The sequence below is a fragment of the Kitasatospora sp. NPDC059973 genome (assembly GCF_042737525.1).
In the GTDB taxonomy this organism is placed as follows: domain Bacteria; phylum Actinomycetota; class Actinomycetes; order Streptomycetales; family Streptomycetaceae; genus Kitasatospora.
In genome coordinates, this window is record NZ_JBHWUI010000007.1 from 49,157 (window position 1) to 68,776 (window position 19,620).

General features: G+C 72.8%; 16 protein-coding genes. 2 read left to right on the plus strand and 14 right to left on the minus strand.

The window, feature by feature from the left end:
* Positions 1-40 precede the first annotated feature (40 nt).
* The 14 genes from ACFWA9_RS03580 to rsmH all read right to left on the minus strand — a co-directional run bounded on the left by ACFWA9_RS03580 (position 41) and on the right by rsmH (position 17,099).
* Positions 41-640, minus strand: a complete 600-nt coding sequence (locus ACFWA9_RS03580) for a cell division protein SepF (RefSeq protein ID WP_329487250.1) — start codon at positions 638-640, stop codon at positions 41-43.
* A gap of 303 nt (positions 641-943) precedes the next feature.
* Positions 944-1,732 carry a YggS family pyridoxal phosphate-dependent enzyme gene (locus ACFWA9_RS03585; RefSeq protein WP_329487251.1) on the minus strand — a complete coding sequence of 263 codons (789 nt, stop codon included), beginning with the start codon at positions 1,730-1,732 and terminating at the stop codon, positions 944-946.
* Positions 1,729-2,463 (minus strand): peptidoglycan editing factor PgeF, encoded by a 735-nt coding sequence (pgeF, locus tag ACFWA9_RS03590; protein ID WP_380382765.1) that lies wholly within the window; start codon positions 2,461-2,463, stop codon positions 1,729-1,731. The genes ACFWA9_RS03585 and pgeF overlap by 4 nt, the downstream gene beginning before the upstream one ends.
* Positions 2,464-2,466: 3 nt before the next feature.
* Entirely contained in the window at positions 2,467-3,678 is a 1,212-nt protein-coding gene (gene ftsZ, locus ACFWA9_RS03595) for a cell division protein FtsZ (RefSeq protein WP_329487253.1), read from the minus strand.
* Positions 3,679-4,042: 364 nt separating this feature from the next.
* Complete coding sequence (locus ACFWA9_RS03600; protein WP_380382767.1) at positions 4,043-4,849, minus strand: cell division protein FtsQ/DivIB; 807 nt, start codon at positions 4,847-4,849, stop codon at positions 4,043-4,045.
* Entirely contained in the window at positions 4,842-5,948 is a 1,107-nt protein-coding gene (gene murG, locus ACFWA9_RS03605; protein WP_329487255.1) for an undecaprenyldiphospho-muramoylpentapeptide beta-N-acetylglucosaminyltransferase, read from the minus strand. The genes ACFWA9_RS03600 and murG overlap by 8 nt, the downstream gene beginning before the upstream one ends.
* 6 nt (positions 5,949-5,954) lie before the next feature.
* On the minus strand, positions 5,955-7,343 hold the full coding sequence (gene ftsW / locus ACFWA9_RS03610) for a putative lipid II flippase FtsW (protein WP_352287125.1): 1,389 nt from the start codon (positions 7,341-7,343) through the stop codon (positions 5,955-5,957).
* A 295-nt stretch (positions 7,344-7,638) separates the two neighbouring features.
* Positions 7,639-9,072 carry a UDP-N-acetylmuramoyl-L-alanine--D-glutamate ligase gene (gene murD / locus ACFWA9_RS03615; protein ID WP_359834332.1) on the minus strand — a complete coding sequence of 478 codons (1,434 nt, stop codon included), beginning with the start codon at positions 9,070-9,072 and terminating at the stop codon, positions 7,639-7,641.
* Complete coding sequence (gene mraY / locus ACFWA9_RS03620; RefSeq protein WP_329487257.1) at positions 9,069-10,130, minus strand: phospho-N-acetylmuramoyl-pentapeptide-transferase; 1,062 nt, start codon at positions 10,128-10,130, stop codon at positions 9,069-9,071. Before mraY ends, murD begins: the two co-directional genes overlap by 4 nt.
* Entirely contained in the window at positions 10,130-11,533 is a 1,404-nt protein-coding gene (gene murF, locus ACFWA9_RS03625; protein ID WP_329487258.1) for a UDP-N-acetylmuramoyl-tripeptide--D-alanyl-D-alanine ligase, read from the minus strand. Before murF ends, mraY begins: the two co-directional genes overlap by 1 nt.
* On the minus strand, positions 11,530-13,182 hold the full coding sequence (locus tag ACFWA9_RS03630) for a UDP-N-acetylmuramoyl-L-alanyl-D-glutamate--2,6-diaminopimelate ligase (protein ID WP_380382770.1): 1,653 nt from the start codon (positions 13,180-13,182) through the stop codon (positions 11,530-11,532). The genes murF and ACFWA9_RS03630 overlap by 4 nt, the downstream gene beginning before the upstream one ends.
* A 6-nt stretch (positions 13,183-13,188) precedes the next feature.
* On the minus strand, positions 13,189-15,486 hold the full coding sequence (locus tag ACFWA9_RS03635) for a penicillin-binding transpeptidase domain-containing protein (RefSeq protein WP_380382772.1): 2,298 nt from the start codon (positions 15,484-15,486) through the stop codon (positions 13,189-13,191).
* Positions 15,483-16,076: a cell division protein FtsL gene (locus ACFWA9_RS03640; RefSeq protein WP_352287115.1), complete on the minus strand. Its 594-nt coding sequence runs from the start codon at positions 16,074-16,076 to the stop codon at positions 15,483-15,485. Before ACFWA9_RS03640 ends, ACFWA9_RS03635 begins: the two co-directional genes overlap by 4 nt.
* Before the next feature lie 48 nt (positions 16,077-16,124).
* Entirely contained in the window at positions 16,125-17,099 is a 975-nt protein-coding gene (rsmH, locus tag ACFWA9_RS03645) for a 16S rRNA (cytosine(1402)-N(4))-methyltransferase RsmH (protein ID WP_352287112.1), read from the minus strand.
* 586 nt (positions 17,100-17,685) lie between these two features.
* Between rsmH and ACFWA9_RS03650 the strand changes: the two genes are divergently transcribed.
* Positions 17,686-18,228, plus strand: a complete 543-nt coding sequence (locus ACFWA9_RS03650; protein WP_329487263.1) for a carbonic anhydrase — start codon at positions 17,686-17,688, stop codon at positions 18,226-18,228.
* 339 nt (positions 18,229-18,567) lie between these two features.
* Positions 18,568-19,620, plus strand: coding sequence for an AAA family ATPase (locus tag ACFWA9_RS03655; RefSeq protein ID WP_380382775.1), 1,053 nt, complete (start codon positions 18,568-18,570; stop codon positions 19,618-19,620).

Here is a 19,620-nt window from a genome sequence, read left to right on the forward strand (position 1 = left end):
CTCACTGTCGATCAGATCCACACGTAGAGTCGTGGCCGGGTCAGCTCTGGTTGAAGAACCCACCCTCGGCGATCCGAGCCTTGTCCTCCGCCGTGACATCGACGTTAGCAGGCGACAGCAGGAACACCTTCTGTGTCACGCGCTCGATACTGCCGTGCAGACCGAAGACGAGTCCAGCGGCGAAGTCTACGAGCCGCTTGGCATCGGTGTCGTCCATCTCGGTGAGATTCATGATCACCGGGGTCCCGCCACGGAACTGTTCCCCGATCGTACGGGCCTCGTTGTAGGTCCGGGGGTGCAGCGTGGTGATGCGGTAGGGCTCTCGTTCGTTCACTACCTTGGGCATGATCACCGGGGCGCTCTTCTCCAGGTTGTGGCGGCGTTCGGGTGTGATGGACGACACTGGGGCCATCCTCGGGGTCTCCTGGCGGATCGGGACCGCGGCCGGCACCGGCTGCGGCGTGATCGAGGAGACCGGGGCGGGTGCCGCGGCGGGCCGGGGGATGTCCTCCGTCCGCCCCGTTCGGATCGGCTCGGGGTCCGCGTCGTAGTCGTCGTCGGGGTCGTACCCCTGGCCGTCGTACGTCTCGTCCTCCACGAGGCCGAGGTAGACCGCCATCTTGCGCATTGCGCCGGCCATGCTCCTGTCTCCTCCGCTCATGCCCACCTCGCTGTCCGCTCGGTGGTCGCTTCGCGAACGCGCGCCTCTCGATGGTCGCTCGCCCTGCCCGCTCCGTGGTGGACCGGCTCCGTACCGACGGCCGGGCCGTCCGGCCCCGACTGCGGATTCCGCGGTCCGCCCACGACGAGCCGACGGGCCGACGGCCGGTCAGAACTCGTGGGTGGGGGCCGCGGAGCTACGATCCACGGTTCGCCAGCGCTCTGGAAAGCTGCTAGCTTCTGTCCTATTTTGTCCTGCAGTCTGATCTACTACCCGGTGACGTTACCCGAGGGGTGACCGCACTCCGAGTACCGCCGTTCCGACGCGCACGTGTGTCGCCCCGGCGGCAACGGCCTGCTCCAGGTCACCGCTCATTCCTGCGGAAACCATGGTGGCAGCAGGATGGGCCGCCCGTACGGCGGTTGCGATTTCCGTCAACCGCTCGAAGGCCCGGGCCGGATCGCCGGCGAGCGGACCGGAGAGCGGAGCGACGGTCATCACACCGTCCAGTCGCAGCCCGGGCGCGTCGGCGATCGCGTCGGCCAGCGCCTCGACCTCCGACGGGGTCGCCCCGGCCCGGCCCTCGCCCTCGCCGTGCTCCTTCTCCAGCGCGACCTGCACCAGGCAGCCGAGCTCAGGCCGCTCGGCCTTGAGCACCGCCGCGGAGAGCGACTCCACCAGCCGCGGCCGGTCCACCGAGTGCACGTGGTTCGCGTACCGGACCACCGAGCGGACCTTGTTGGTCTGCAGCTGGCCGACGAAGTGCCAGTCCAGCGGAAGGTTTCTGCACTGCTCCGCCTTGGGCGCCGCGTCCTGGTCGCGGTTCTCCGCGACGTCGGTGACGCCCAGTGCGGCCAGCAGTGCGCTGTCCTGCGCCGGGTAGGTCTTGGTGACGACGATCAGCCGCACCTCGTCACGCGCCCGCCCCGCGGCCGCGCAGGCGTCGGCGATCCGGCGTTCGACCACGTCGAGGTTGGTCCCGAGTTCCTCGTACCGGGCCCGCTGGCCCGGCGTCAGGGCGGCGAGGAAATCCGCACCGCCCGGGAACGGTCCGTAGATGTCGTTCGTCATGAGTGATCAGAGCCCAACCAGACGTAGCTCGCGAGCCGGCCCGTGCGCTGCTCGCGGCGATAGGAGTAGTGATCGGCGGATTCGAGGGTGCAGACCGATGATCGCACCAACTCGGTGACGCCCGCAGCGGTCAGCTGCGCCGCCACTCCCTCCGGCACGTCCAGGGCCGGGGTGCCCCAGGAGGTCTCGGCGTGCGCGGCCGGCACCAGCCGGGCCACCTCCGCACGCAGTTCCGCCGGCACCTCGTAGCAGCGGCCGCAGACCGCGGGCCCGGTCGCGGCGGTGATCCGCCCCGGCTCGGCGCCCAGCTCCACCATCGCCCGGACCGCCGCCGGCACCACCCCGGCCGCGAGCCCGGGCCGGCCCGCGTGGGCCGCGCCCACCACGCCCGCCACCGGATCGGCCAGCAGGACGGGCGTGCAGTCCGCGGTCAGCACCGCCAGCGCCAGCGGCCGGTCGGTGACCACCGCGTCGACGGTCGGCGCCTCCCCCGCGGACTGGCGCCGCGTCACCACGGCCACCTCCGCGCCGTGGACCTGGTTCATCCAGACCACGTCCGCCGGGTCGAGGCCCAGCGCGCCGGCCGCGATCGCCCGGTTGCGCCGGACGGCGGCCGGGTCGTCCCCCACCGCGCCGCCGAGGTTCAGCTCCCCGTACGGCGAAGTGCTCACCCCGCCCCACCGGTCGGTGAAGGCGAAGTGAGCACCGTTGCGTACTGCGTGATCGACCACTGCTTACTTCAGGAAGTCCGGCACGTCGAGCTCCTCGGCGGGGCTCTCCACGTACGGCTGGCGGGCCGGCTGCACCTGCGGCGGCACCGGAGCGGCGGTCGTGGTGGCCGGGCTCTCCGTCGAACGCGCCGGGGCGTCGCCCTCGGAGCGGGCCGTCACCGACCCGATGCTCCCGTACGAGGGCCGGGTCGCCGGACGCTCGGGGGCGGCCGGCGGCGGCGTGGCCGGGGTGGCCTTGACCACCGGGTCGCGGACGATCGCCGGGGGCTGGCCGCCGTCGAAGCCGGCCGCGATCACGGTGACCCGCACCTCGTCGCCGAGCGCGTCGTCGATCACCGCACCGAAGATGATGTTGGCCTCGGGGTGCGCGGCCTCGCTGACCAGCTGGGCGGACTCGTTGATCTCGAACAGGCCGAGGTCGGAGCCGCCGGAGATGGAGAGCAGCACGCCGCGGGCGCCGTCGATCGAGGCCTCCAGCAGCGGCGAGGAGATCGCCATCACGGCGGCCGCCTTGGCGCGGTCCTCGCCCCGGGCCGAACCGATGCCCATGAGCGCCGAACCGGCCTCCGACATGACGGACTTGACGTCCGCGAAGTCGAGGTTGATCAGACCGGGGGTGGTGATCAGGTCGGTGATGCCCTGGACGCCGGAGAGCAGCACCTGGTCGGCGGAGCGGAACGCGTCCAGCACGCTGACCTGGCGGTCCGAGATGGACAGCAGGCGGTCGTTGGGGATCACGATGAGGGTGTCGACCTCTTCGCGCAGGCCGGCGATGCCGTCCTCGGCCTGGTTCGCGCGGCGACGGCCCTCGAAGGTGAAGGGGCGGGTGACCACGCCGATGGTCAGCGCGCCGAGCGAGCGGGCGATGTTGGCGACGACCGGCGCGCCGCCCGTGCCGGTACCACCGCCCTCGCCCGCGGTCACGAAGACCATGTCGGCCCCCTTGAGGACCTCCTCGATCTCCTCGCGGTGGTCCTCGGCGGCCTTGCGGCCGACCTCGGGGTTGGCGCCGGCGCCGAGGCCCCGGGTGAGTTCACGGCCCACATCGAGCTTGACGTCGGCGTCGCTCATCAGGAGGGCCTGCGCATCGGTGTTGATCGCGATGAACTCGACGCCCTTGAGACCGACCTCGATCATCCGGTTGATGGCGTTGACACCACCGCCGCCGATGCCGACAACCTTGATGACTGCGAGGTAGTTCTGCGGTGCTGCCACGTCGAAGGCCTCTCGCCTCGAATTTCCGGGTCGGCCGGCCCCCTGTGGGGTGCCGTACCGACGGATGTCGATGGGTAGGGAGCCTGGTTTCTGACTGAATGTCCGAAATGCCGACCGCCGACCCCAACCCTAAACTTGACGTTTAGGGTTAGTGCTGTGCCTCCGTCACATCACCAGGAAGCACAGTCTGGTGACACAGGACACTAGGTGGCCCCGGGCACGTGTTTCAACGAACACGCCGAGCTTCCCTTTTTCTTTTGAGCCTATGTGATCATCAAGCAGCTTATGAAACCGGGGTGACCACCAAGGGTCGGGCCGTCACCGAAAGGCGTCAACCCCTCCCCCAGGGAGAGAACCTACCGGATCATCCCGACACCGCCGGCGCGTCCGGCGCACTGACGTCGAAGTTCGTACCCTTCTGACTCATCAGTGCCACCAGCACCCGGGCTTTTCGATCGATCTGGTCCGGACTCCCCCAGCGGACCGTGGCACCCCCGCTGAGCTGCAGCTGGATGTCGTCGTAGGAGTGCACCAGCACCGCCCCGGCCCGCTGCCGGACCTCGGCGGGCAGCCCGGCGGCGACCGCCACCGCCCCCTGGACCAACTGCGGACGGGACATCACCCCGGCCGCGTCGTTCGCCTGCTGACTGAGCCGCAGTTCGACCACCGGCACTCCGGCCGGGGCGGCGTCCTCGGTGGCGAAGCTCACGCCACCTGCGTCCACCTGGGTGAATCTGCCGTCGTCCCCCTTGACGGCGGCCACCGCGGTGCGCTGGGTGATCTTCACCCGCAGGGTGTGCGGCCAGCCCCGCCAGACCTCGGCCCGGGCCACCCGCGGGATCGCCTCCACCCGCCGGGTGGCGGCGTCCAGGTCGACCCGGGCCAGCGGGCCGGCGCCGACCGTGCCGATCGCCGCGCGAACCTGGTCGACCGTCAGCCGGTCGTCCTGCACCCCCTGCACCGCGACGCTGCGCACGTCCAGGGCCGAGGAGAGGAAGACCAGCCAGGCCAGCCCGCCCAGCACCGAGGCGCCGAGCGCGGCCAGCACCGCGATGCCCCGCCGGGAGAGCCGGAGCCGGGGCGAGTACTCCTCGTCCCCGAACTCCACCTCCTCCCGCGGGTACCCCCGGCCGGAGGCCGGGGGCTGATCGGCGGGCCGACCGTCAGCCACGGCGGCGGCCACCCCTGGCGGCCTCGATCGCTTCGTAGACCATGCCGACCAGCAGGTCGTCGGCGTCCCGGCGGCCGAACTCGGCGGCGGCCCGGCTCATGTCCCAGAGCCGCTGCGGGTCGGTGAGCACCGGCAGGACGTTCTGCAGGACCCACTCCGGGGTCAGTTCCGCGTCGTCGACCAGCAGCCCGCCGCCGGCCTTGACCATCGGCTGGGCGTTCAGCCGCTGCTCGCCGTTGCCGATCGGCAGCGGGACGAAGGCGGCCGGCAGGCCCACCGCCGCCAGCTCGGCCACCGTCATGGCGCCGGCCCGGCAGAGCATCAGGTCGGCGGCGGCGTACGCGAGGTCCATCCGGTCCACGTACGGCACGGCGCGGTAGGGCGGCATCCCGGGGATGTCGTCCACCTGCGGCAGCTCGTTCTTCGGCCCGACCGCGTGCAGGATCTGCACGCCGTACTGCTGGAGCCGGGGCGCGATGGCGGTGACGGTCTCGTTGAGCCGGCGGGCGCCCTGCGAGCCGCCGGAGACCAGCAGCGTGGGCAGCCGCTGGTCGAGGCCGAAGTAGTGCCGGGCCTCCGGCCGGGCCGCGTTGCGGTCCAGGGTGGCGATGGTCCGGCGCAGCGGGATGCCGATGTACCGGGAGTCGCGCAGCTTGCTGTCCGGCGTGGAGACGGCGACGAAGTCGCTGTACCGGGCACCGATCTTGTTGGCCAGGCCGGGCCGGGCGTTGGCCTCGTGGACCACGATCGGCACCCCGGCCCGCTTGGCGGCCAGGTAGGCCGGCATCGCGACGTAGCCGCCGAAGCCGACCACGACGTCCGCCTTGACCCGCTCGATGATCTCCTGGGCGGCCCGGACGGTGCCGCGCAGCCGGCCCGGGACGGTGATCAGCTCGGGGGTGGGCTTGCGGGGCAGCGGAACGGCCGGGATCAGCTCCAGGTGGTAGCCCCGCTCGGGCACCAGCCGGGTCTCCAGGCCGCGCTCGGTGCCCAGGGCGGTGATCCCGATGGACGGGTCGTGCCTGCGGAGGGCGTCCGCGAGGGCGAGGGCCGGCTCGATGTGACCGGCGGTCCCCCCGCCGGCGAGTACGACATGCACCGAAATTCACCGCTCCCTGCGTGCCGGCACCGGGGCCGGGCGCGCTGTGGTTCGTCGTCGTGGCAGCACCCGGGCCAGTCGTCTCCTGATCCGGGAGTTCTTGCTCCGGGCGGCCAGGGCCGCCTTCGCGCCCGAGGTGCTGCGCGCGAGGCACAGCAGCACACCGATCACGGACATGGCCGACAGCATGGCGGAACCGCCGTAGGAGAACAGCGGGAGCGGGACGCCCGCGATGGGCAGCAGTCCCAGTGCCGACCCCAGGTTGATCACGGCCTGCGCCATGATCCACGTGGTGGCGGCCCCCGCGGCGTACCTGACGAAGGGGTCCTTCGTACCGATGGCCACACGGATACCCGCGTAGCCTAGTGCCGCGAAGAGACCGATCACCGACAGCGTCCCCACCAGACCCAGTTCCTCGCCCGTCGTGGCGAAGATGAAGTCGGTGTGCGCCTCCGGGAGCTGGCCCCATTTCTCGACGCCGGCGCCGAGGCCGGAACCGAACAGACCGCCCAGTCCGAACGAGTACACCCCGTGCAGCGCCTGGAAGCACGCGCCGGCCGGGTCGAGCTTGGTCACCCCGATGCAGGAGAGCCGTTCGGCCCGGTGCGGGACGGTGACCACCAGGGCGGTGCAGACCACGACGGCGACGCCGAGGGTGGCGACGAACAGCCGCATCGGGGCACCGACCATCCAGAGCAGGCCGAACAGCATGGCGACCAGGATCATCGAGGTGCCCATGTCGCCGCCGAGCATGATCATCGCGAGCAGCAGCAGCGCGCCCGGCACCAGCGGGACCAGCAGGTGCTTCCACTGGTCGAGGGTGCCGGTCCGCTGCTTGCGGGCGAGCAGGTCGGCCCCCCAGAGCACCAGCGCGAGCTTGGCGAACTCGGACGGCTGGAACTGGAAGAAGCCCAGATCCAGCCAGTTCCGGTTGCCGTTGACCTCCACCCCGACCCCGGGGATCGCGACCAGCGCGAGCGCACCGATCACGCCGAACATCACGGGGTAGACGATCACCCGGAGCACCGCCACCGGGACCAGCGCGAAGCCGACCAGCAGCGAGAAGCCGAGCAGCACCGCGACCAATTGCTTGAAGAAGTAGAACTGGGTGGACCGGTGCTGGCCCAGCGCGAGGATCTGCGAGGCCGAGAAGACCATCATCAGGCCGAGCACCACGAGCAGCAGCGTCGCGCCGATGATCAGCAGATAGGGCGTGAGCGGCCGGTCCAGGGTGTACCGCAGACGGGCCCGGAAGGCCTGCAGACGGGCCAACGGGCCGGCCGACTTGTAGGCGGTCGTGGTGGCCGAGAGCACCCGCCACGGATCGCCGGAGCCCTTTCCCGGCGTACCGGAACCGCCCTCCCTGCCCTGCCCCGCCACCACGCTGCCCCTCATTCCTTTTGAGGCTCGGCTCGCCTCCGGGGCGCTTTGACCCGGCGCCGACACTCGTCGCTCCAACGCCCCTCGTTCCTCGGGGCGTCCTCGCTCCTCCCTTTCGGCACCGGCGCGCCCCTTCGGCTCGCTCGCCCGTGCACTGGTCGGCGGGCCGAGCCGGACGTCTGTGCGAGCCAGGCCGGGCGACCCGTGCACCGGTCGGCGGCCGAGTCGGACGTCCGGGCGAACGGGACGGGCCGCCGTGCACGGGCGGATGAGCCGAGTCGGACGTCCGGGCGAACCGGCCGGCCGGCCGTCAGCTGTCCGCGAGCTCCCGGACCGCCGCGGCGAAGAGGTCGCCGCGCTCGCCGTAGTTGGTGAACATGTCCATCGAGGCGCAGGCCGGGGCCAGCAGCACCGTGTCACCCGATCGGGCGAGTGACGCGGCCGTACGGACCACCTCGGTCATCGCCACCGCGCCAGTCTGGCCCTCGGCCGCCTCGATCACCGGGACATCCGGCGCGTGTCGCGCCAGCGCGTCCCGGATCACCCCGCGGTCCTCGCCGATCAGCACCACGGCGCGCAGCCGCTCGGCCGCGCCCTGGACCAGGTCGTCGAACGCGGCGCCCTTGGCCAGCCCGCCGGCGATCCAGACCACCGGCCGGTACGCGGCCAGCGAGGCCGCGGCGGCATGGGTGTTGGTGGCCTTGGAGTCGTCGATGTACGTGACCCCGGCGACCACGCCGACCTCGGCGATCCGGTGGGCGTCCGGGCGGAAGGCCCGCAGCCCCTCCCGGACGGCCGCGGCGTCCACCCCGTACGCCCGGGCGAGGGCGGCGGCGGCGAGCGCGTTGGCGATGTTGTGCGGGGCCGGCGGGTGGACGTCGGCGACCGAGCCCAGCTCGGCGGCGTTCTTGTCCCGGTCCGGCACGAAGGCGCGGTCCACCAGCAGGCCGTCGACGACACCGAGGTTCGACAGGCCGGGCGAGCCGAGGCCGAAGCCGATCGCCCGGCAGCCCTCCTCGACGTCGGCCTCGCGGACCAGCGCCTCGGTGGCCGGGTCGGCCAGGTTGTACACGCAGGCGACGACGTTGCCCTCGTAGATCCGGCCCTTGTCGGCGGCGTACGCCTCCATCGAGCCGTGCCAGTCGAGGTGGTCGGGTGCCAGGTTGAGCACGGCCGCCGCGTACGGGCGCAGCGAGGGCGCCCAGTGCAGCTGGTAGCTGGAGAGCTCGACGGCGAGCACGTCGTACGGCTCCTCGGCGAGCACCGCGTCCAGCACCGAGACCCCGACGTTGCCGACGGCGGCGGTGCGCCGGCCGGCGGCGGTGAGGATCGAGGCGAGCATCTGGACGGTGGTGGTCTTGCCGTTGGTGCCGGTGACGGCCAGCCAGGGGGCCGGCTCGCCGGTGGAAGCCAGCGGCGCGCGCAGGCGCCAGGCCAGTTCGACGTCGCCCCAGACCTCGACGCCGGCCGCCTCGGCGGCGGCGAACAACGGGCTGCTGGGCGGCCAGCCCGGCGAGGTGACGACCAGCCGGGTGCCCTCGGGCAGGCTGTCGCCGTCGCCGAGGCGGACGGTGACGCCCAGTGCCCGCAGCTCGGCGGCGCGGGCCTCCAGGCCCGGACCGGAGCCGCCGTCCACGACCGTGACCAGCGCGCCGAGGCCGTGCAGCACCCGGGCGGCGCTGATGCCGGAGACGCCCAGGCCGGCGACGGCGACCGGCAGTCCGGTCCACACCGGTCCGGTCATCCCGTCACCCATCCCGCGTAGAAGAGGCCGAGACCGACGGCCACGCAGAGGCCCTGGATGATCCAGAACCGGACCACGATCAGGACTTCGGTCCAGCCCTTGAGTTCGAAGTGGTGCTGCAGCGGGGCCATCTTGAAGACCCGCTTGCCGGTCATCCGGAAGGAGCCGACCTGGATGATCACCGAGAGGGTGATGATCACGTAGAGGCCGCCGAGCAGCGCGAGCAGCAGCTCGGTGCGCGAGCAGATCGCCAGACCGGCCAGGGCGCCGCCGAGGGCGAGCGAGCCGGTGTCACCCATGAAGATCTTGGCGGGCGAGGTGTTCCACCAGAGGAAGCCGAAGCAGGAGCCCATCAGGGCGGCGGCGACCACCGCGAGGTCCAGCGGGTCGCGGACGTCGTAGCAGCTGGAGGTGGCCGAGATCGCGTAGGCGCAGCTCTGGCCGTACTCCCAGACGCCGATGAAGGTGTAGGCGCCGAAGACCATCACCGAGGCGCCGGTGGCCAGGCCGTCGAGGCCGTCCGTCAGGTTCACGCCGTTCGACATCGCGGCGATCATGAAGTACGCGAAGATGACGAACAGCACCGGGCCGATCGACCAGCCGAAGTCCCGGACGAAGGAGAGGTGCTGGGAGGCCGGGGAGAGCCCGCGGTCGTCGCTGAACTGCAGCGCGAGGATCGCGAAGGCGAGGCCCACGAACGACTGGCCGAAGAGCTTGGCCTTCGCCCGCAGGCCGAGCGAACGGCGCTTGACGACCTTGATGTAGTCGTCCAGGAAGCCGACCAGGCCCAGACCGACCGTCAGGAACAGCACCAGCAGACCGGAGGCGGTCGGCGAGTCGCCCGTTATCGCCTTGGTCGCGAAGTAGGCGATCAGCGTCGCCAGGATGAAGGCGATGCCGCCCATGGTGGGCGTGCCCTTCTTGCTGTGGTGCGCCTTGGGGCCGTCGTCGCGGATGTACTGGCCGTAGCCGCGCTTGGCGAGCAGCTTGATCAGGGCCGGGGTCCCGAGCAGCGAGAGGACGAGGCCGATCATGCCGGAGAAGAGGATCTGCTTCATTACTCGGCCGCACCGTCCGCGAGCAGTGCCTCGGCCACCTTCTCGAGCCCCACCGAACGGGAAGCCTTCACCAGGACCACATCCCCCGGCCGAAGCTGACTGCGCAGCAGTTCGACCGCCGCGTCCGCGTCGGACACCAGCACCGACTCCTCACCCCACGAACCTTCGTTCCTAGCGCCCAGTTCCATGCAGGCCGCCTCGCGTCCGCCGACCGCCACCAGCTTGGTGACGTCCAGCCGTACCGCGAGCCGCCCGATGGCGTCGTGCTCGGCCAGGCTGTCCTCGCCGAGCTCCCGCATCTCGCCGAGCACCGCCCAGGTGCGGCGGCGCTCCGGGCCGCGCCCTCCGATCGAGACCAGCGCCCGCAGCGCGGCCCGCATCGAGTCGGGGTTCGCGTTGTAGGCGTCGTTCACGACGGTGAGACCATCGGCCCGGTCGACGACCTCCATGCGCCAGCGGGACAGCGCACCCGCCTCGCTCAGCGCTTCGGCGGTGTCATCGACGGACATCCCGAGCTCCACCGCCACCGCTGCGGCGGCGAGGGCGTTCGAGACGTGGTGCTCACCGTACAGGCGCAGCTGCACGGGTGCGGAACCGGCCGGGGTGGTCAGCGTGAACGATGGCCGTCCGGTGGAGTCCAGGCGAACATCCTGTGCCCGGACGTGCGCCTCGCGGGACTCCCCGAAGTACACCACCCGGGCCCTGGTGCGGGAGGCCATCGCGCGCACCAGCGGGTCGTCGGCGTTGAGGATCGCCGCACCGTCCGCCGGCAGCGCCTCGACCAGCTCGCCCTTCGCCTCGGCGATCGCCTGCTGGGAGCCGAACTCGCCGACGTGGGCGGTGCCGACGTTCAGCACCAGGCCGATCCGCGGCGGGGTGATCGAGGTGAGGTACTCGATGTCGCCCTTGTGCCGGGCGCCCATCTCCATCACCAGGTGCCGGGTGCCGGCCTCGACCCGCAGCGCCGTCATCGGGTGCCCGATCTCGTTGTTGAGCGAGCCGGGCGGGTAGACGGTGTCGCCGAGCCGCTGGAGCAGCTGGGCGATCAGGTCCTTGGTGCTGGTCTTGCCGGCCGAGCCGGTCAGCGCGACCACGGTGGTGGATTCGGCGCGGGCCACCACCGCCCGGGCCAGCTTGCCGAGTGCGTCCACCACGCTGTCGACCAGGACGGCGGGCACCCCGACCGGGCGGGCGGCCAGCACCGCGACGGCGCCGGCGGCGACCGCCTTCTCGGCATAGTCGTGGCCGTCCACGTGTTCGCCGGCGAAGGCCGCGAACAGGCAGCCGGGGCGCACCTTGCGGGAGTCGACCTCGACCGGGCCGGTGACCGGGGTGTCGGGGTCGGCGCCGTCCAGGGTGCCTCCGACGGCTGCGGCCACCTCGGCGAGGGTCAGTGCGATCACGGCTGCTCTACTCCTCCGGTGCCCCGGGCGGCCGTGGTCCGCGTGATCGAGTCCCGCAGTACCTCCCGGTCGTCGAAGGGGCGGATCTCGTCTCTTACGTACTGGCCGAGCTCATGGCCCTTGCCGGCCACCAGCACGGTGTCACCGGCCTGGGCGCGGGCCACCGCGAGGTGGACCGCCTCGGCCCGGTCGGGCACGACCAGGACGGCGCCGCGCTCGGCCTCGGGCACCGAGGCGGCGCCCGTGAGCATGGTGGCGAGGATCGCCAACGGGTCCTCGCTGCGCGGGTTGTCGCTGGTCAGCAGGGCGGTGTCGGCGAGCTCGGCGGCGATGGCGCCCATCGGGGCGCGCTTGTGCGGGTCGCGGTCGCCGCCGCAGCCCACCACGACGTGCAGCCGGCCCTTGGTGACCTCGCGCAGTGAGGCGAGGACGGCGCGCAGGGCGTCCGGCTTGTGGGCGTAGTCGACCACCGCGACGAACGGCTGCCCGGCGTCCACCCGCTCCAGCCGGCCCGGCACGCCGGGCACCTCGGCGATCCCGGCGACGACCTGCTCCAGCGGCAGCCCGGCGGTCACCAGCACGGTGATCGCGGCCAGCGCGTTGGCGACGTTGAACGGCCCCGGCAGCGGGACGGCCGCGTCGGCCTCGGCGCCGTCCGGGCCGAGCACCCGGAAGGTCGAGCCGATCGGGCCGAGCTGGACGTCCACCGCGCGCCAGTCGGCCTCGGCCGCGCCGGTCGCGGAGAACGAGGTGACCGGGATCTTCGCCTCGGCGACCAGCCGGCGCCCGTAGGCGTCGTCCAGGTTGGCCACGCCGAGCCGGGACTTGCCGGGCTGGAAGAGCCGGGCCTTCGCCTGGAAGTAGTCCTCCATGTCCGGGTGGAAGTCGAGGTGCTCCGGCGTGAGGTTGTTGAACAGCGCGACGTCGTAGACGACGCCGTCGGTCCGGCCGAAGACCAGCGCGTGGCTGGAGACCTCCATGGTCACCGCGTCCGCGCCGCGCTCCCCCATCACGCCGAGGATCGCGTGCAGGTCGGTGGCCTCGGGGGTGGTGCGCTCGCTCTTGATCCGCTCGTCGCCGACCCGCATCTCGACGGTGCCGATCACGCCGGGGCTGTGCCCGGCGCCGCGCAGACCGCCCTCGACCAGGTAGGAGGTGGTGGTCTTGCCGTTGGTGCCGGTCAGCCCGATCATCAGCAGCCGGTCGGCGGGGCGGCCGTAGACCGCGGCGGCCAGTTCGCCCATCCGGGCCCGCGGCCGGTCGACCACCAGCGAGGGCAGACCGCTGCCGGCCGCCTGTTCGGCACCGGCCGGGTCGGTGAGCAGGGCCACCGCGCCGGCGGCCGCGGCCTGGGCCGCGAAGGCCGCGCCGTGGTGGTTGGCGCCCGGGAAGGCCACGTAGACGTCGCCGGGGCGCACCGCGCGGGAGTCGTGGGTGACGCCGGTGACCGGGCCCCCCTCGACCGGCGCGAGGCCGAGCAGACGGGCCAGCTCGGCGAGCGGCAGGGCCTTCACCCCGGCGGGGCGGGGCGGGCTCACGGTGATTTGATCGGGTTTCGGCACGGCGGGCAGGCTATCCGCCGAAGGGCGTCCAGGGCCAAACCGGGCCCTCGCCGTGCCGTCGTCCCGCCCGGCCCGCTCGTTGCTCATGGTCGATCACGGCTTCCACTCGACGGGCAGGTTGGGTGCCTCGCTGCCGCTCGGCGGCACCTGCAGGGTCTTCAGGGTGAACTCCATCACCTGCTTGAACACCGGACCGCAGAGCTGGCCGCCGAAGTGGCCGTTGACCGGGTCCTGGATCACGCAGGAGACGGTGACCCGGGGCGCGTCGGCCGGCGCGAAGCCGATGAACGAGGCGGTGTACCCGCGGTATCCGCCGGTCTTCGGGTCCACCCGGTTGGCGGTGCCGGTCTTGCCGGCCACCCGGTAGCCGGGGACGGCGGCCTTGCCGCCGGTGCCCTGCTCGTCGGTGACGACCGACTCCAGCATCTCGGTGAGCGTCTTCGCGGTCTGCTCGCTGACCACCCGGGTCTGGGCCCCCGGCGCGGCCGGGGTGTACCTGCCGTCCGGCGAGGTGGTGCCCTGGACCACGCTCGGCGCCACGCGCACGCCCCCGTTGGCGATCGTGGAGTAGACCGAGGTGGCCTGGAGGGCGCTGAGGGTCATCGGGCCCTGCCCGAAGGTGATGTTGTACTTCTCCGAGGCCACGAGGTCCTCCGGCTTCTTCAGCTTTCCGGCGGCCTCGCCCGGGAATCCCAGCCCGGTGGGCTGCGCCACCCCGAACTTGCGCAGGTAGCCGTCGAGCACCCGGTTGGCCTCCGGCTGGTCGGCGCCGAGCGTCTCGAAGGCCTCGATGGTGCCGATGTTGGAGGACTTGGCCAGCACCCCGGCCAGGGTCAGGTACCAGGTGCCGTGGTCGACGTCGTCCTGGAAGTTGACGTCGGCCCGCTGGAGCCGCCCGGGCACCGTCACCTTGGTGTCCCAGGTGGCCTTGCCGCTGTCCAGCACCGCGGCCATCGTCATCAGCTTCGCCGTGCTGCCCGGCTCGTAGGAGTCCTGCAGGGCCGGGTTGCCGAGCTGGGAGGACTTGGCCGTGCTCAGGTCGTTGGGGTTGAAGCCGGGCGAGGTGGCCATCGCCAGGACCTGACCGGTCTTCACGTCCTGGACGACGACGTAGCCCTTCTCCGCCCCGGCGTTGGCGACCTGGTCGGTGATGGCGCGCTGGGCGGCCCACTGGATGTCCCGGTTGACGGTCAGCCGCAGGTCGGTGCCGGGCACGGCCTGGTCCAGCGAGCCCCCGGCGGTGGGCACCAGCCGGCCGCCCGCCTGGGCGTAGCTGCTGCGGCCGTCCTTGCCGGCGAGCTGCTTCTGGTACTGCTGCTCCAGGCCGCCGGCGCCCTCGCCCTCGGCGTTGACGAAGCCGACCAGGTTGGAGGCCAGCCCGTCCGAGGGGTAGACGCGCTTCTGGGTGTCCCGGTTGAAGACGCCGGCCAGCGGGTTGGCGCACTCGTTGTCCACCCTGGTCCGGCCGCCCTCCTCGGCCGACTTGGTCAGCAGGCGCTTCTGGGCCAGGCAGGCCTTGGAGTTCGCCTGCTTCTCCAGGCCCGACTTGAGGTCGCTGATCTGGTTCTTGACGTCCGGGCTCTGCTGGGCGGCGAGCCGCTTGTAGCGGGTCTTGGGGGTGTGCAGGTCGGCGGCGAGCTTCTCCTTGGACAGGCCGAGGATCGGCGCGAGCAGCGCGGCCGCCTGCTCGGGGGCGTCCGGGACGCCCGCGGCCTCCGGGGTGAACATGGCCGGGTCCGCGGTGATGTCGTAGGCGTCGACGGTGGTGGCGAGGGCGACGCCGTCGGCGGACGTTATCGAGCCGCGCTCGGCGGTGATCGGGATGCTCAGGTAGCGGTTGGTGTTGGCGTCGGCGGCCAGTGCGTCGGAGTCCAGCAGCTGGAGCTGGACGAGGCGGCCGGCGAAGACCGAGAACACCAGGAACAGCGCGACGGTGACCACCCGCAGCCGGCGGCGCGGGTCGGCCAGCCGGATCGCCCTGGCCTGGGGGCGCTGCGGCGGGCGGGACTTCGGGCGCGGGCGGCCGGGCAGTCGGCCCTCCGGGCGGCGCTGGCCCGGGGTGCGGAGCGGTCGGCGGGCGGCCGTGGGGTCGCCGGTCCCGGCCGACTGCGCCCGCGGGGGCCGCGGCATGGCCGACTGGGCCTTGACGGACTGGGCCTTCCGGGGTCCTGCCGCCTTCGGGGACTGCGCCTTCGGCGGCTGGGCCTTCGGGGGCTGCTTCGCCCGGGCGGGCTGCGGCTTGGCCGGCTGGGCCTTCGCGGGCTGCGCCTTGCCGGGCTCGGCCCGGCCGGCCTGGCCGCGCGGGGTCTGCCGCGGTGCGGCGCCCTTGGCGACGAATCGGCGGCCACCGGCGCCGCCGGTCCCGCCGGTGGGCTGTCGGGGCGTGCTCATCGGCCCGCACCTCCGGTCGCGGTCGGCGCCGGCTGGGGCGCGGCCGGCGAACCGGCGGGGGCGGGGGCGGCCGGAGCGGCCGGGTTGATCTGGACGGTGGTGTCACCGCCGGGCGCCGGCGCGGCCGGCCCACCCGGCTGGGCACTCGGCGACGGCTGCTTCCCGGGCCACGGCTCGGCGGTGGACCGTTTCACCGGGGGGCTGTCCTGGGCCGGTCCGGGCGTGCCGAGCACCTTGCCGCCGTTCGGGACGTCCAGGAAGGCCATCCCCCCGGCGGGCACCATGCCCAGCTCGGTGGCCCGGCGGGCGAGCGCGTCCGGTGCGGAGTTCTGGTCGATCTGGTGCTGCAGGCCCTGCTGCTCGTCGGTGAGCACGGTGGTCTGCCGCTGCAGTCTGGACAGCTCGAAGGAGCCCTCGTTGAGGGCGGTGTTCAACGCCAGCAGGCCGAGCAGCCCGGCCGCGAGCAGCACCACGACCAGGACCGCGAACGGTGTCCTCCCCCGTACCGGGCGTCGCCCGGGCCGCACCGTGATCCGCGCCCTGCCGCCCTGCCCGGGGAGCACCGCGCTCCCCGCCCCGCCTCCGGCCACCGGCCCCACGCTGTTCCCTCCGCCCTTCGGACCGCCCCGTGAACCTGGTCAGCCCCGGGTGCTTCGGTCCCTGATCCTCTCCGCCACCCGCAGTCGCACGGGCGCGGCGCGCCGGTTCTCCTCGATCTCCTGCTCGGTGGCCAGCTCGGCACCGCGGGTGATCAGCTTCAGCCAGGGCTGGTGCTCCTCCGGGACGAACGGCAGCCCGGGCGGGGCGGTGGTGGTCGCGCCCGCCGCCAGGTACTGCTTGACCAGGCGGTCCTCCAGCGACTGGTAGGACATCACCACGATCCGCCCGCCCAGCGCCAGCGCGTCCAGGGCGCCCGGGATCGCCCGGTCCAGCACCTCCAGCTCGCCGTTGACCTCGATCCGCAGCGCCTGGAAGGTGCGCTTGGCCGGGTTCCCGCCGGTGCGGCGGGTCGCGGCCGGAATGGCGTTGCGCACCAGATCGACCAGACGCGCGCTGTTGGTGAACGGTTCCTTCTCCCGCTCGCGCAGGATCACCGAGGCGATCTTCCCGGCGAACCGCTCCTCGCCGTACACCTTGAGGATCCGGGCCAGCTGCCCGTGGGTGTAGGTGTTGAGCACCTCGGCCGCGCTGAGGCCCCGGGTCTGGTCCATCCGCATGTCCAGCGGGGCGTCCTGGGAGTAGGCGAAACCGCGCTCGGCCTCGTCCAGCTGCATCGAGGAGACCCCGAGGTCGAACAGGACGCCCTGCACCCGGGGGATCTCCAGGCGCTCCAGCACCTCGGGGATCTCGTCGTAGACGGCGTGCACCAGGGTGGCCCGGTCCCCGAACGGGGCGAGCCGCTCCGCGGAGAGCTTCAGGGCCGCCGGGTCACGGTCCACCGCGACCAGCCGGACCTCCGGGAACTGGGTCAGCAGGGCCTCGCTGTGCCCGCCCAGGCCGAGGGTGGCGTCCACCACCACCGCGCCGGGCTGCGAGATCGCCGGGGCCAGCGCGTCCATGCACCGCTGCAGCATCACGGGGACGTGCTTGGGGGCCGGATCGTTGGTGCTCATGCGCGGTGGCGCCCTTCTTCGGTGCGGAGCAGCCCGACGTCCGGGAGCTCCGACCTATTTTGGCCCACTGTGCGCCGGAGTCGCCGCGTGGGGCGGCGGGTGGCAGCCGCCGGCGGCCGGGACGCGGCCCGTGGTCCCCGCCCGCTCAGGGGGAAGATCGTGACCGCCCGGCGCCGGGGAAGGTGCGCCAGGTGGCACGGGAGCGGGTGGAGGCCACCGGCCGCGTCGGCCGACGCACCGGCCGGAACCGCCCGGTTGACGGGCGCCGGCGGGTGTGCTTCTCCACTGCGCCGCAACTCTATCGCGGACACCCCGTCAGTCAACGGTCCGCTCCGGCGCACCACCCGGGCGGCGGTACGGATCACCGCAGGTCGCGGCCGTCCGGCGGGCTGCCGGGGGCACCGTCCGGGGGTCGCGCGGCACGGCCGCGCGCCCCGACCCCGACGAGGCCGGACACACCCGCTCGGCACACCTCGGCCACCGGCACGCCGCTCCACCGGGTTGTCGATATGCACTCGGTCACAGCCGCCCGGTCTGTAGCCCTCCGCCCCACCACGGAAGCCGGATTCGCACTAACGTCTTCACCATGACAGTGACCCCCGACCGGCCCACGCCGACAGCCGCTGCCGACACCACCGAACCGAAGATCATCGACCGCTTCGTGGCGGCCAACCGCGAGTACGCGGTGACCTTCCGCGACGGCGGCATGGACGCCCGCCCCGTCCAGCGCATCGCCGTGGTGGCGTGCATGGACGCCCGACTCGACCTGTTCGCCGCGCTCGGCCTCGAACTGGGCGACGCCCACGTCATCCGCAACGCGGGCGGTGTCGTCACCGACGACACCATCCGCTCGCTCACCATCAGCCAGCGTGCCCTCGGCACCCGCTCGGTCGCGCTGATCCACCACACCGGCTGCGGTCTGCTCGGCCTCACCGAGGACTTCCGGCGCGAGCTGGAGCTGGAGGTCGGCCAGCGCCCGCAGTGGGCGGTGGAGTCCTTCATCGACCTCGACGGCGACGTCCGGCAGTCCATGCAGCGGGTCCGTACCTCGCCCTTCCTGCTGCACACCGACGACGTCCGGGGCTTCGTCTTCGACGTCCACACCGGTCTGCTCCGCGAGATCGACTGACCCACCCCGTCCACCGGCCGTCTCCGGCCCGGCCAACGTCGTCCGGGCCCCCGCCGGCACTCCCGCCGACGGCCTTCGCACCCGTCCCGCCGCCCCCGCGCGGGCGCCCCGCCTCCCCGCGGCGTCCCGGGCGCTTTCGGCCGGGTGGTGACTTCTGGTCACCACCCGGGGGAGAATGCGCCTGCCGGTCGGACCCCGAACCACCTGGGGCGGCCGGCCGCAGGCCCCCACGACGGCACCGGCTCCCGCCACGGAACCGCTTCCCGAGGAGCCGCGTCCAGCATGGGGTGGGGGCCCGCCTCGGGGTGAGGCGGGCGCAGTGTGCCAGGGAGCGTACGGGTGACGAGCTACAACGATCAGGCCGGTCTCGAAGGTCGTCCGGGGGGCGACCGGGGGACGAAGGGGTACCACCCGGTCGGCCTGCCCGAGCTCGCCGCCGTGGTGGAACGGGTCCGGGCCAACATCGAGAGCGTGATCGAGGGCAAGCCGGAGGCCGTCCGGATCGCGCTGACGGTGCTGCTCGCCGAGGGCCACCTGCTGCTGGAGGACGTGCCCGGCGTCGGCAAGACCATGCTGGCCAAGGCACTCGCCCGGTCCGTCGACTGCACGGTGCGCCGCATCCAGTTCACGCCGGACCTGCTGCCCTCCGACGTCACCGGCACCAACATCTTCGACCAGCACCAGCGCGACTTCGAGTTCCGCCCGGGCGCGATCTTCGCGCAGATCGTGGTCGGCGACGAGATCAACCGGGCCTCGCCGAAGACCCAGTCCGCGCTGCTGGAGTCGATGGAGGAGCGCCAGGTCACCATCGACGGCACCAGCTACGAGCTGCCGTCGCCATTCATGGTGGTCGCCACCCAGAACCCGGTCGAGATGGAGGGCACCTACCCCCTCCCGGAGGCCCAGCGGGACCGCTTCATGGCCCGGATCTCGATCGGCTACCCGAGCCCCGAGGCCGAGTTCGCGATGCTCGACGTGCACGGCGGCGCCAGCCCGCTGGACGACCTCCAGCCGGTCGCGCACGCCGCCGACATCCTCAAGCTGATCGACCTGGTGCGCACCGTGCACGTCGCCGACCCGGTCCGCCGCTACGCCGTCGACCTGGTCGGCGCCACCCGGAACAGCCACGAGCTGCGGCTCGGCGCCTCGCCGCGCGCCACCCTGCACCTGGTGCGGGCCGCCCGCGCCGCCGCCGCGCTGGACGGCCGCGACTACGTCACCCCGGACGACATCCAGCGCCTGGCCGTCCCGGTGCTCGCGCACCGCCTGATGCCGACCGCCGAGACCCAGCTGAGCCGGCGCACCGCCGAGCAGATCGTGACCGACCTGGTCGCCCGGCTGCCGCTGCCGCGCCCGCAGGGCCAGGCCGGCCCGGCGCTGCGGAGGGGCTGA

What these genes read in the sequence shown, in the direction of transcription:
- ACFWA9_RS03580 (WP_329487250.1), bottom strand. Translation starts at nt 640, where the DNA reads ATGGCCGGCGCAATGCGCAAGATGGCGGTCTACCTCGGCCTCGTGGAG.
- ACFWA9_RS03585 (WP_329487251.1), bottom strand. Translation starts at nt 1,732, where the DNA reads ATGACGAACGACATCTACGGACCGTTCCCGGGCGGTGCGGATTTCCTC.
- ftsW (WP_352287125.1), bottom strand. Translation starts at nt 7,343, where the DNA reads ATGAGGGGCAGCGTGGTGGCGGGGCAGGGCAGGGAGGGCGGTTCCGGT.
- murD (WP_359834332.1), bottom strand. Translation starts at nt 9,072, where the DNA reads ATGACCGGACCGGTGTGGACCGGACTGCCGGTCGCCGTCGCCGGCCTG.
- mraY (WP_329487257.1), bottom strand. Translation starts at nt 10,130, where the DNA reads ATGAAGCAGATCCTCTTCTCCGGCATGATCGGCCTCGTCCTCTCGCTG.
- ACFWA9_RS03630 (WP_380382770.1), bottom strand. Translation starts at nt 13,182, where the DNA reads ATGAGCAACGAGCGGGCCGGGCGGGACGACGGCACGGCGAGGGCCCGG.
- ACFWA9_RS03635 (WP_380382772.1), bottom strand. Translation starts at nt 15,486, where the DNA reads ATGAGCACGCCCCGACAGCCCACCGGCGGGACCGGCGGCGCCGGTGGC.
- rsmH (WP_352287112.1), bottom strand. Translation starts at nt 17,099, where the DNA reads ATGAGCACCAACGATCCGGCCCCCAAGCACGTCCCCGTGATGCTGCAG.
- ACFWA9_RS03650 (WP_329487263.1), top strand. Translation starts at nt 17,686, where the DNA reads ATGACAGTGACCCCCGACCGGCCCACGCCGACAGCCGCTGCCGACACC.